This window comes from Psychrobacter sp. FME13, assembly GCF_014861395.1.
GTDB lineage: Bacteria > Pseudomonadota > Gammaproteobacteria > Pseudomonadales > Moraxellaceae > Psychrobacter.
Window position 1 is genome coordinate 1 of sequence record NZ_RRYV01000083.1, and the last position, 13,205, is coordinate 13,205.

At 39.6% G+C, this 13,205-nt stretch carries 8 protein-coding genes; all 8 read left to right on the forward strand.

What is annotated here, in order from left to right:
- Window positions 1-2,132 (forward strand): hemagglutinin repeat-containing protein (locus EI164_RS10320; protein WP_192519879.1); only part of this gene is annotated, 2,132 nt, incomplete at its 5' end.
- Window positions 2,133-2,134: 2 nt separating this feature from the next.
- Window positions 2,135-2,593 (forward strand): hypothetical protein, encoded by a 459-nt coding sequence (locus EI164_RS10325; protein WP_192519880.1) that lies wholly within the window; start codon window positions 2,135-2,137, stop codon window positions 2,591-2,593.
- 76 nt (window positions 2,594-2,669) lie between these two features.
- Entirely contained in the window at window positions 2,670-5,555 is a 2,886-nt protein-coding gene (locus EI164_RS17410; protein ID WP_318779538.1) for a polymorphic toxin-type HINT domain-containing protein, read from the forward strand.
- 2 nt (window positions 5,556-5,557) lie between these two features.
- A complete protein-coding gene (locus tag EI164_RS10335; protein WP_192519882.1) occupies window positions 5,558-5,938 on the forward strand; it encodes an Imm41 family immunity protein in 381 nt (126 codons plus the stop codon).
- Between the two features lie 667 nt (window positions 5,939-6,605).
- A complete protein-coding gene (locus EI164_RS10340; protein WP_192519883.1) occupies window positions 6,606-9,479 on the forward strand; it encodes a hemagglutinin repeat-containing protein in 2,874 nt (957 codons plus the stop codon).
- A complete protein-coding gene (locus EI164_RS10345; protein ID WP_192519884.1) occupies window positions 9,479-9,967 on the forward strand; it encodes a hypothetical protein in 489 nt (162 codons plus the stop codon). Before EI164_RS10340 ends, EI164_RS10345 begins: the two co-directional genes overlap by 1 nt.
- Before the next feature lie 242 nt (window positions 9,968-10,209).
- Window positions 10,210-12,666, forward strand: a complete 2,457-nt coding sequence (locus tag EI164_RS10350) for a polymorphic toxin-type HINT domain-containing protein (RefSeq protein ID WP_192519885.1) — start codon at window positions 10,210-10,212, stop codon at window positions 12,664-12,666.
- Entirely contained in the window at window positions 12,663-12,908 is a 246-nt protein-coding gene (locus EI164_RS10355) for a hypothetical protein (RefSeq protein ID WP_192519886.1), read from the forward strand. Before EI164_RS10350 ends, EI164_RS10355 begins: the two co-directional genes overlap by 4 nt.
- Window positions 12,909-13,205 lie beyond the last annotated feature (297 nt).

The window sequence follows — 13,205 nt, forward strand, 5'->3', positions numbered from 1 at the left end:
CAAAAGGCTATGCTAACAGTGACAGCACCACCTATGCCAACAGTCAAATCAATGTTGGTGACACCACCACCTTTGATATCGGTAATGACGTCAACATTAAAGGCGGGGTCATTAACACAGATCGTGCCCGAGGCGCTATCGGTGGCGACATGACCATCGAATCGCTACAGGATACGGCCACTTATGATAGCAAACAAAAAAACATGGGCTTTAGCGCTGACCTTGACATAGCAGGCGGTGGCGCAGGCTCTAGCCTCTCGGTTAATGGAGGCAAGACTGACTTAAATGCAGACTATCAAGCAGTCGGTGAACAGTCAGGCATCTTCACAGGTGATGGTGGTCTTGACCTCACTGCTAAAGGTAAAACGACGCTCATAGGCGGAGCGATTACCACCACCGAAGCCGCTCGTGACGCAGGACGTAATAACTATGAGAGTCTTGGCGGTATAGAGACGAAAGACATCAAGAACACCACCAGCTATGACGGTGATGCCATCCAAGTCGGTGTTAGTTTGGGTATGACTGAGAACAAGCCACAGGCCAATAGTAATGGTATAGGCTATGGCACAGATAGTGACAGTGATAGCAGTGTCACGCGCGCTGGTATTACGGGTATTGCAGGCAGTCAAGATATCACGACAGACAACCGCGCCGAGTATGCAGGCATCCTTGAGAATAACTTTGATGCCAATCAAGTGAATGAAGAGCTTGGGGCGCAGGTAGAGATCACCCAAGCCTTTGATCAAGAGCGTCGTAAGGTTAAGACGGAGATTAATAAGAAAGAGCAGAAGTTAAGGGATGCCGCTGAGGAGCAAGATAAGTTAGGCAATACAGCTGCTAGAGATACACTTATCGAACAAGCAGATAAAATACAAAACCAAGGATTATTGTTTGATGCCATCTCTGGTGCTATCTATGGCCCGAATAGTAATGGCGCTACAGGTTATGTTGCTAAAGTTACAAGTCCCTTTGTCGCTAGCCAGATTGGGACTTATTTTAAAGCAAATGAAGTCGTTAATAGTATAGATGGTGGCAATCGATCAGAACAAGGTAGTGCAGCTCATATTTTAGCTCAAGGTATATTAGGTGCTGCTGTTAGTTATGCAACAGGTAACGATGCATTGACTGGAGGCGTTTCAGCGAGTGCTGGAGAAGCTACAGCACCTATTATATCTGACTTCTTATTTGACACTAAAAATCCTGATGAATTAACTGCCGAGCAAAAAGATACCCTTAGTAGTATTACTAGCGCTTTAGGTCTAGGTATTGGTGCTACTACTGGCAGTGCGAGTAACGCAGCCAATGCAGCTGAAACAAGTAAGGTTGCGGTTGAAGACAACCATATGGGTGGTGATAGAAATAAGACTAATAAACAGTTGGCTGAAGATACTCGGAAGATGAATGAAAGAATGGAAGAGTTATTAGATGCTTTGCCTAGTTATCTAAAAAATTCAAAATTAATGAAAAATAAAGATGGAGATCTGATTTGGTGTTTACCGACTAGCAATCATTCTTGCGCCTCTAGTAGTGAGTTGAGGCTTGCGACTAATAGTGAAATAGAATCCGCTGCTAAGTCAGCTGTAACTGGAATTGCCATATCATCTGTAGGTGGTGCAGCAGGTGGTTACGCTGTAAAGTATGCTGGTAAAGCTGTTGGCACATATAAAACATGGAAAGCAGCTAGAGCAGCATCTGAACAGTTAGCAAAAAAATGGGCTGATAAAATTGATAAGGTTACTGTGCCACATAAAAGGCATTATTTGACACAAGTGAAGCACCAGTCGCCTAAAGATGTGAACACAATAGTCAACAACAATGTGGTTGATGTAGCTAAAGATATAAAAGATATTAAGAATGGTTTAGGAACGCCAGTTAGCGATTTAAAAATTGAAGTCAATGGTAGAACATATACAAGACATGGAGATGGAGGCAATCAGTTGATTCCAGTCAGCTCTAATAATGCTAATGAGATTTTTACGTTGAGCAGAGGAGAGTATCACAACTTAAAACAAATTATGAGAGACAAAGGAAACATAGATAAAACTCGATCTAATATGTCTAGAAGCGATGCTTTTAACCCTAATGACTTTAAAGAAGCTGTAAGAATTTACAATCTAACTAACTTGAGATAAATATGAAATATTTAAATATTGATTTTGAAAAAGAAGTCAACTTTGAGAAGCTTATTAAATTATTTTTAGATAAGTTTAATGATTTGAAAGTTGCTATAGTAATTAATTCTGAATTATTTTCAAACCTCGAAGGAGATGATGAAAAAGCTAGTATTTTTTGGAATATTTCGGATATTGATATATACAAAGATATAAAGATTCGCTCAAGCATTGATTTTTCTAAAAATGTAGATCTGTCAAGAGCTGAATTTTTACTATGGCTTCATATGATTTCTATCAATTTAGATTCAAAAATATATGTTCAAATTGACATTCCTGATAATCCTATTGGCTATTTTATAGCATGGAAAATAGATAGTAAAATTAAAAGTATAGTTTTCGACGCCGAAGAATTTTCTGAAGATTCTGAATTCGCTTACTGTGAACCTGTAATTGATATGACTAAATACTTAGATATTTAGAATTATAAGATAGCCGTTCATTGATATTTTTAGACACTTGAAAAAATAAACTCAGGCTAATCAAAGGCTACGATTCATAAAGAATCGTAGCCTTTTCTATGCCAACAGCCAAATCAACGTTGGTGGCACCACAATCCTTGACATTGGTAACGACTTAAGTATCAAAGGCGGCGTGATTAACACGAATAGAGCACAGGGCACTATCGGTGGTAACACCACTATCGAATCGCTACAAGACACCGCTACTTATGACAGCGACCAAAAGAACATGGGCTTTAGTGCTGACCTTGATCTTGCCAAAGGTACAGGCTCTAGCCTATCGGTCAATGGTGGCAAGACTAATGTCAATGCTGACTACAAAGCCGTTGGCGAGCAGTCAGGACTCTTTACCGGAGATGGTGGTCTTGATCTTACCGCTGATGGTAAAACCACGCTCATAGGCGGGGCGATCACTACCACCGAAGCCGCTCGTGACGCAGGACGTAATAACTATGAGAGTCTTGGTGGCATCACGACGCAAGACATCAAGAATACCACCAGCTATGACGGTGATGCCATCCAAGTGGGTGTGAGCATCGGTCAAACGGATAATAAACCGCAAGCCAGTATGAACGGCTTAGGTTATGGCAGCGATAGTGACAGTGATAGCAGTGTCACTCGCGCTGGTATTACGGGTATTGCAGGTAATGAAGATATCACCACGGACAACCGCGCAGAGTATGCAGGCATCCTTGAGAATAGCTTTGATGCTGGTCGGGTGAATGAGGAGCTGGGCGCGCAGACGCAGATTACCCAAGCCTTTGACCAAGAACGTCGTAAAGTCAAGAATGAGATTAATGCCAAGGAGAAGAAGTTAAGGGATGAGGCAGAAGAACAAGGACAGCTAGGTAATACAACTGCTCGCGATAAACTTATCGAACAAGCAGACAAAGTACAAAACCAAGGCTTATTGTTTGATGCTATCTCTGGCGCTATCTATGGACCAAATTCAAACGGCGCGACAGGCTATGTCGCTAAAGTAGCTAGTCCTTTTGTATCTAATCAAATTGGACAATACTATAAAGAACAAAGTGAGACCCAAGGAGATAGTCTTACTGGCAGCCAGCAAGCGGGACATATATTAGCTCATAGCATTCTTGGTGCTGCTGTAAGCTATGCGACTGGTAATAATGCAGTGACGGGCGGTATTTCGGCAGGAGCAGGTGAGGCTACGGCTCCCGTTTTATCGAAGTTTCTCTATGGTAGTAGTGATCCTGCCAACCTAACTGCTGAGCAAAAAGATACCATCAGTGCTATTACTAGTGCAGTCGGTCTGACTATCGGTGCAACTACAGGTAATGCAAATGATGCAGCTAATGCTGCTGAGACAAGTAAGGTTGCGGTTGAGAACAATCAAATGCTTGTACCACAAGCTTATGACAAACTTACTGCTAAAGAGAAGCAGCTTTATAATAAATTGGAAAAGCGTAGAGCGCCTGAACTAACTGCATTCTTAAAGAATTACGAATCTTGTAACAGTAGTAGTTGCCGAGAAAGCGTTGAAGCTCTCTACCAAAAAGCCAGTAAACAATTTGGTGAAATAGTACTAAAAATGGTTAAAGAGGGTGACCTGAGTTTAGCTGAAGTCCAAATGCTTAACGATAACTTAGCGAATAAGTTTGCAAAAGCAGTAGATGGTGAAAAAGGTGCAATAGCAAGTCTGGAAACAAACCATTGGAGCCCATTAGGTGTTCTTGGTTATTCACAAAATCTAGATCAAGCGCTCGCACTAGCTAGACATAACTACTTAGTGAGTGAAAAAGGACTGACAGGAAAAGCATTAGCTAATGCGCTGAGTAAAGATGAAATTACCCAGCTTCTCGCTTTAGATATTCCGGTAGTGGGTGGGTTCGGTGTTGGACAAAAAGCTAATAAAACATCTAAACAGCCTACCAACAAATCTAATAATACTTGTTCATTTCGAGGAGATATGTTGGTTAAGACGATTGCGGGCTATAGACCTATTTCTGAAGTTCAGATTGGTAATATGGTGCTGTCTAAGAATGAAATAACTGGAAAATTAAGCTATCAAAGCGTATCGGATCATTATAATAATGCTTACAATGCTACCGTATATATTAATATTAAGGACAGCAATGGTAATACGCAAACTATCGTATCCAACAAGATTCACCCTTTCTTTACCCAAGTCAATACAAGTGCTCAACGACCAGAATCATCAGAAGGACATAATTATCGAGGCAATATTGATAATGCACAATGGATAGACGCTAGTAATCTAAAAGCAGGTTATCAGCTATTATCAGAAGATGGTCAGTGGCAAGTCGTTCAAAGTGTAAGACAAACGGATGAGCCATTATCTGCGTATAATTTAACTGTAGATAACGATCATACATACTTTGTCACAGGTAATGATAGTACGTATGGGGTTTGGGTACATAATGACTGTTGGAGTTCTCTACCAGATAGTGCCACGTACAATGGTAAAACGACATCCGATGGAAGAAAACTAGTTACATTTGTAGATGCTAATGGCAAAAGAGTTACAGCTTACAAAGGTACTGACGGACGCTGGTATAACCCCAAAGTTTATCCTCCTACTTCTCCACCACCGAAAAACGTAACTGCTAAACCACCACCAAAAGATCCAAATAGTACAAATCCCAATCGTGATGGCGCTAGAGCTGCAAAAGGACAGATATACTATCAAACTGATGCAGAGGCATTCGAAGCAGCTAAAAAATTGGGTTATACAAAAAAGCAGACAGGAGGTAGGAATAGACCAGCTGTTTTTATAAACCCAAAAACAGGAAAAGTTATATCGCGTGATATTGGTAGTGGCGATGGGAATGGTGCACATAATGGAGGAGTCTGGAAACAAGCTGATTCAATAGAAAAGGTGGGTAGCAAAAATACTAGAAATGGTACTTTTGATGCAAATATGAAAAAAATAGGAGATTAAAAATGGTTATTAAGACATATGCAGAGTGCAATCATATATTTTGGGATGAAGATTCTTTCAACTATTCTTTAGAAGAAAATGGCGTTTGGTGTTTCGATAAGTATTGGAAGTTAGAATATTTTTTGATTAAATTATGTCGAAGCTTAGAAGGAGATGGTTTTTTACATAGAGAATTAGCAGCAAACCTTCACTATTTGAGCTCTAACATAAACAACTTGATTGAAAGCCACAAAGACTCCTCGGATTTTTATAGCATCAAGGATTTTGATGAGGAGAAGGTTGATTATTGTCGTGATAGATTTAACCACATTATGAGAATACTATGGGGGAAAATACCTTTTAATACTAATGATTATATAGTTAACGGAAACCCTCTTTTGTAATACCCTGTATCTTAGATACTATCTATATTTTTTATGTTATACCATTTTCGTTTTGTATTTATGATTATGCCAATAAGGAATTAGTACTATGTCTTTAGAAAATTACAAACACTACTTTTGGGGAGAGCAATCTTTCTATTTTTCTTTAGAAGAAGATAATATATGGAGTTATCAAAAAACATATACTTCTTAGGACTAAGGATCAACCTCCTAATTGAGTTTCACAGAAACCCAAATAATACTTGCGATTTAGATAGATATAATGAAGAAGAAGTTGAGTACTGTTTGGATAGATTTAATCATATTATGCGAATCTTATGGCAAGCTGGCAGTTACAATTATGAAGAATCTTTGCCATTTTTTGAAGAAAACCCATTGTTTAAGTCTAACGATGATTGATTTTATCATATTAAGTTAAGCTTACAGTGCATATCATTATATATACTATATTTTTAACTATGAGACTGAGCTCTTCCATACCGAAAGCAACGTCGTCGTACGCGCCCAAGACATTGATATCGATAACGTCATAGAAACCAGTAGTCAACAAAATGAACAGCGCTTTAAACAAAGCGGTCTGACCGTCTCCGTCTCTAACAGTCTGGTTGACAATGCCAAAGCCATCGACAGCCTTATAGATGCGGGTGGTAATACCCAAAGCACTCGCATGAAAGGCATGGCTGGCATCGCCGCCACGCTAAAGACAAAAGCACTCGCTAAGCAAGGATCGGATGCCCTAACGGCGTTACAAGGTGGTAATCTAAAAGGTGTGGGCAACACCCGCATCCAAGCCACTTGGGGTACTTCAAAGACTCAATCAAACAGCTCAAGCGTCACCGAGGTCAATCAAGGCTCAAATATCGACACCAATAACCTTGCCCTGATCGCCACAGGGGCAGGTGCTGATAGTAATATCAATATCAATGGCAGTAATCTAACCGTCAGCAATGACGCGCTGTTCCAAGCGGACAATGACTTAAACGTCAATGGTGTAGCGCAAAACAGTAATACCCGTAGTAATAACCAAAGCTCAAGTACCGCCATTGGGGGTTATGCCAGCTTTGGTCAAAACACTAGTGCAGGTATCACTGCCAGTGCCAGTCGTGGCAAAGGCTATGCCAACAGTGACAGCACCACCTATGCCAACAGTCAAATCAATGTCGGTGGCAACACTACCCTTGATATTGGTAATGATCTAAACATCAAAGGTGGTGTACTGAATACAGATAAGATTCAAGGCGTTATCGGCGGCGACATGACCATCGAATCGCTACAAGACACCGCTACTTATGACAGCGACCAAAAGAACATGGGCTTTAGTGCAGATCTTGATCTTGCCAAAGGTACAGGTTCTAGCCTATCGGTCAATGGTGGCAAAACCAATCTTAACTCTGACTACAAAGCAGTTGGGGAGCAATCTGGTATTTTCGCCAACGAAGCCGACCTTATCACCCAAGGCAAAGGCACCTTCAAAGGTGGCGTGTTTGTCACCTCAAAAGAAGCCCAAGCCAACAGCAACATCGTCTTTAAACAAGGCGTGACCGCAACCGACCTTAAAAACACCGCCAGCTATGACGGCGATGCCATCCAAGCAGGTATCAGTATTGGTAGCACCAATAACAAACCACAAGCCAGTATGAACGGTATTGGTTATGGCACAGACAGCGATAGTGACAGCAGTATTACCAAAGGTGGTGTCAGTGGTCACAATGATCCACAAGGCATATTCACCACTGAGAACCGTGAAGCCCTAGCGGGTAAGCTTGAGAATAACTTTGATGCTGGTCAAGTCAATGAGGAGTTAGGAGCGCAGACGCAGATTACACAAGCCTTTGACCAAGAACGTCGTAAAGTCAAGACTGAGATTAACACCAAAGAGAAGAAGTTAAGGGATGAGGCAGAAGAACAAGGACAGCTAGGTAATACAACTGCTCGCGATAAACTTATCGAACAAGCAGATAAAGTACAAAACCAAGGATTATTGTTTGATGCCATCTCTGGAGCGATCTATGGACCAAATAGTAATGGCGCGACAGACTATGTCGCTAAAGTAGCTAGTCCTTTTGTATCTAATCAAATTGGACAATACTATAAAGAACAAAGTGAGACCCAAGGAGATAGTCTTACTGGCAGCCAGCAAGCGGGACATATATTAGCTCATGGTATTCTTGGTGCTGCAGTAAGTTATGTGACTGGTAATGATGCAGTGACTGGCGGTGTTTCGGCAGGGGCAGGTGAGGCTACAGCCCCAGTTTTATCGAAGTTTCTCTATGGTAGCAGTGACCCTACTAAACTAACTGCGGAACAAAAAGATACGATTAGCGCCATTACTAGTGCTTTGGGTGCTGGTATTGGAGCAACGACGGGTAATGCCAGTGATGCTGCTAACGCAGCAGAAACGAGTAAAGTTGCGGTTGAAGATAATTACTATTATGCAGATCTTAAAAATATAAGTAAGAAAACAAAACAAGAAGTAGAGAAGATATACAACATTCAGAAAAGCTCTTTTGAAGGTAAATGTAGATCTGCAGGTGGTGACTGCAATGATGTTATCGATAAAATGCTAAACTTCGTTGAAAATCCGTATGTTAAGAAAAATTATGTGAATCTAAGAGGTCAAACGTTAGCCAAGCTTAAAAGCAATCCTGAACTAATAATCACCTATCTTGATAGTGAAAATTTTAAATTAAACAAAGCAGATCAAAGTGTTTTAAATACTCAGCTTAAGCCAATACTACAAGCTACTGGTGGCGGCTTTGGAGTTGTAGGTTCAATTGGTGGTACTGTATACGCTTGTGCACAGACAGCAGGACTTGGTTGCTATGCCGCTGCTATTGCGGGATCAGCAGGTGCAACCAGCTCTTTTGATCATATTAAGACTGGGTTTAATAACTACGGTAAACCGCTTAGTCAACAAAGCTCAGGTGATTTGATTAAAAATTTAAAAGGTTTGGGATTTACGGACAAAGGTGCTAGAAACATACAATTAGCAGCCGATATACTTGGTACAGGAGGATTAGGATATAGTGTAGCTGCTAACAAGGCAGTCAATACTACAAGCAAGTATGCTACATCAAGTACGAATGTGGCTAAAAAGACAGTATCAGAGGTACGTTATAACAATCCTCAAGTATATCGAGAACAACTTGCAAAAGAAGCTAATATTCCTAAGCATATTGATTTTAAAAATGATGTAAAGACTCTAGCTAAATTAGATTCTCAGGAACTAAGGACTTACTTTGAAATTAATGGTTATAATACATCCAAGCCTGCATCAAGGGCATCAGGTAATGCAGAAGTCTATAATATAAGTAACCATGAAACAGTTCAGGCTGTTCAATATAGTCCAGTTAATCCAAAATCTACACATAGAGGTGAGTATCGAAAAATAACATATAAAGATGGACGTATGTTTAAGTTTATCGATACTTCAAATCATTACCTTCCCGATAATAAATTATCGAAAAACACAACTTACTTTAATCGAGAAGGTCAAAGGATAATTTATAATTTTGACAAAAAAACATGGAGTATACAGTAGTGGGTGCACATGAAGTAGATTTTAGCGCTGATATAATACCAGGCGAAAGTATTGCCGGTTTTACTATTTTAAATCAGGACTATGATGATGTAAGAAGATCATTAGAAACACTTGACAAAAATTATTATTTTCAAGATAACGGTGATTATTTAGAAGTTTTTAGTAAAATCGACCAAGAATATGGAAATACTGACATTATTATGAATTTTTTTTTCAACTCTGAAAAGAAACTCGATTGCATCAATGTATTTAAAACAAATAATGATAATCAGTATGAAGGTAGAATACTTGGAAAATATGGTCTTGGAGATAAAGTTATCGATCTTGCCGAATTCGGTGAACTTGAAAGAACTTCAACGGGTGAGAGTTTCTTATTAATAAACAATGATAATAAATATGGACTCAGTGTATCGAACGGTTTAGATGTATCTTTAGAAGAAGATCCGGAGCAAAATATTGCTGTGATTAGTGTACATTGTTTTTCTTAACTAGTATGTGATTTGAATAGAGGTTACAAGACCTAGTAAGAGATTTATTATCTAATCAAAGCTACAATACAAAAAATGTGTTGTAGCTTTTTTTGTATCTCAAACTAAGACACCGCAACTTATGACAGCGACCAAAAGAACATGGGCTTTTTAGCGCTGATATTGATATAGCAGGCGGTGGTGTAGGCTCCAGTCTATCGGTCAATGGCGGCAAAACCAATGTCAATGCTGACTATCAAGCCGTGGGTGAGCAGTCAGGCATCTTCACAGGGGATGGTGGTCTTGACCTTACCACCGAAGGCACAACCAATCTGATAGGCGGCGCGATTACCACGACTGACAAAGCGCTACAAGAAGGATTAAACAACTATGTCAGTAAAGGTGGCATTACGACTCAAGACATAGAAAACACCACCAGCTATGAGGGCGATGCGATCTCTGCAGGTGTTAGCATTGGTAATACCACCGGCAAACCACAAGCCACCATGAACGGCATTGGCTACGGCACAGATAGTGACAGTGATAGCAGTATTACCAGAGCAGGTATTACGGGTGTCGCTGGAAACAGGAATATCACGACTGATAACCGTGCAGAGTATGCGGGCGCTCTTGAGAATGTGTTTGATGCTAGTCAGGTCAATGAGGAGCTTGGGGCGCAGGTAGAGATCACCCAAGCCTTTGATCAAGAGCGTCGTAAGGTTAAGACGGAGATTAATAAGAAAGAGCAGAAGTTAAGGGATGCCGCTGAGGAGCAAGATAAGTTAGGCAATACAGCTGCCAGAGATGATTTGAAATTACAAGCGGACAAGGTGCAAAAACAGGGTCTGTTCTTTGATGGTATTACTGGTGCCTTATATGGACCAAATAGTAATGGAGCAGTAGGTTATGTAGCCAAAGCTATCAGTCCGCAGATTGCCTTTCAAATTGGTCAAGCGTTCAAAGGCAATGATCTTGAAAATAGAATAAATGAAGATAATGAGCTTAATGGTATCGGTAGCCCGCAACACTTATTAGCACATACTATACTAGGAGCAGCGGTAAGCTACGCTACTAGTAATGATGCTATGACAGGTGGTATTGCGGCGGGTACAGGAGAAGCTGTAGTACCATTTTTGTCTCACTTTCTTTATCAGACTACAGACGCTTCAACGCTAACTCCAGAGCAGAAAGATACGATTAGCGCGATTACTAGTGTTTTAGGTGCTGGTATTGGACTGACAACAGGTAACGCTAGTGATGCGGTTAATGCGGCTGAGACAAGTAAGGTCGCGGTTGAAGATAATAGCTTGAAGCGTAAAGATGTTGAAAGTCTGCTTTACAAGATTGCTGTAGCCAAAAGGAAGTTGAAAGGTGGGCCACTTGACGCTGAAATGAAAAGAATTAGATCTTTAGCAGCAAAGATGGAGTCAAATAATCATGAGGAGATTAAAGCTTGCGAGAAGAATCCAACTGAGGCTTGTCTTAATAAGATTAGAGTTGATTATAGTAATGCCAATTTTGATGGACTAAGAGATGCTTATCGTGAGTATCAAGGTACAGAAAACATCATAAATGGTTATGAGCAACGTAATAACTCCCTTGTTTCTTGTAGCACATCCCGTCCTACAGACTGTGTGTATATGGATGGGGGTATACGAGTCATGAATGCAGCAGTTTATGAAGTTTTAGGTGCGGGGACTTTAAGAAAAATCCCGAGCGGTAAAAGTACTACTCAGGCCGCTAATGGAGCTAGTAAGACCTGTTCATTTCGTGGAGACATGTTGGTTAAAACCATTGCTGGCTATAGACCTATCTCTGAAGTCCGAATTGGTAATATGGTGCTATCTAAGAATGAGATAACTGGGAAGTTAACCTATCAAAGCGTATCAAATCACTATAATAATTCTTATAGGGCTACTGTATATATTACTATTAAAGACAGTAATGGTAATGAGCAAACTATTGTGTCTAATAAAATCCACCCTTTCTTTACTCAAGTCAATACAGGTGGTCAACTACCACAATCGTCAGAAGGACATGATTATCAAGGCAGTATTGATAACGCACAATGGATAGACGCTAGTAATCTAAAAGCAGGTTATCAGCTGTTATCAGAAGATGGTCAGTGGCAAGTTGTTCAAAGTGTGACACAGACTGAAGAACCGTTATCCGCTTATAATTTAACCGTCGATAATAATCATACGTACTTTGTCACAGGCAGTGATAGCACGTATGGCGTTTGGGTTCATAATGACTGTTGGAGTTCTTTACCAGATGGTGCTGAGTTGTCAGGTAAGACATTACCAAATGGTTCAAAGTTATATCAGTATAAAGAAGATGGAGAAATAAAACTTCTCTATCAAGGTAAAGACGGTAGATATTATGACAAAAATGTTTATAAACCTGATGATTTAAAGGCTCAACAGAGAGCTAAAGAAAATAAACCACCTGAACATATTTCTAATATAATTAATCCTCCTAATACAAATGAAATAACAGGAATTAAAGGGCTTGCGGAGGCTAAAGCTAAGACATCCGTACAAGGTGGCGGTAATTTACGTAGAAGATGGAAAGACAAAAAAGGTAGAATTTACGAGTGGGATTATCAGCATGGCGAATTAGAGAAGTATGACAAGTTTGGTAATCACATGGGAGCCTTTAATCCTAAAACTGGCCTACAGATAAAACCTGCTATAAAAAATAGGAAGATAACACCATGAGTAAAGTTATAAGAGAAATTAATATATATCCATTAGATGATGATTTTGCAGTTAGTAAAATAATTTTAAACCAGAATCAATTCTCTATACTAAAGGAGAACTTAAATAATAATGATGATAAAAATTATAGTTATGTTTATCCAGTTACTCTAAAAGATTGCTTACATGCCAATATTATTATTCCATCCGAGTATAGAAAGGAAGGTTTTGAGTTTCATTTAGTTACATATGAAAACTCTTAAAATATATTTTGTATAAGTAGCCGTAGTGCAGTGTTCTAATAAATTAGGAAACTGCATAAGAGGTTTTATTTATATAAAAGGATAAATAATGAATAATAACTTTCTTATCACAGTTCATGATTATGAATCTAATAATATTGAAAGTAAATGGATGGACATTGAAGATTTTATAGAAAGTAATGGTATTGAATACATGGACGAGTACTTTAATATAGAGTCTAATTTTATCTCTAGTATTAAGTTGAACCGCCCCGAGATTGTCGGAGACTCAACTTTCTGAGAGAATACGACAATGAA

What these genes read in the sequence shown, in the direction of transcription:
- EI164_RS10335 (WP_192519882.1), top strand. Translation starts at nt 5,558, where the DNA reads ATGGTTATTAAGACATATGCAGAGTGCAATCATATATTTTGGGATGAA.
- EI164_RS10325 (WP_192519880.1), top strand. Translation starts at nt 2,135, where the DNA reads ATGAAATATTTAAATATTGATTTTGAAAAAGAAGTCAACTTTGAGAAG.
- EI164_RS10340 (WP_192519883.1), top strand. Translation starts at nt 6,606, where the DNA reads ATGAAAGGCATGGCTGGCATCGCCGCCACGCTAAAGACAAAAGCACTC.
- EI164_RS10355 (WP_192519886.1), top strand. Translation starts at nt 12,663, where the DNA reads ATGAGTAAAGTTATAAGAGAAATTAATATATATCCATTAGATGATGAT.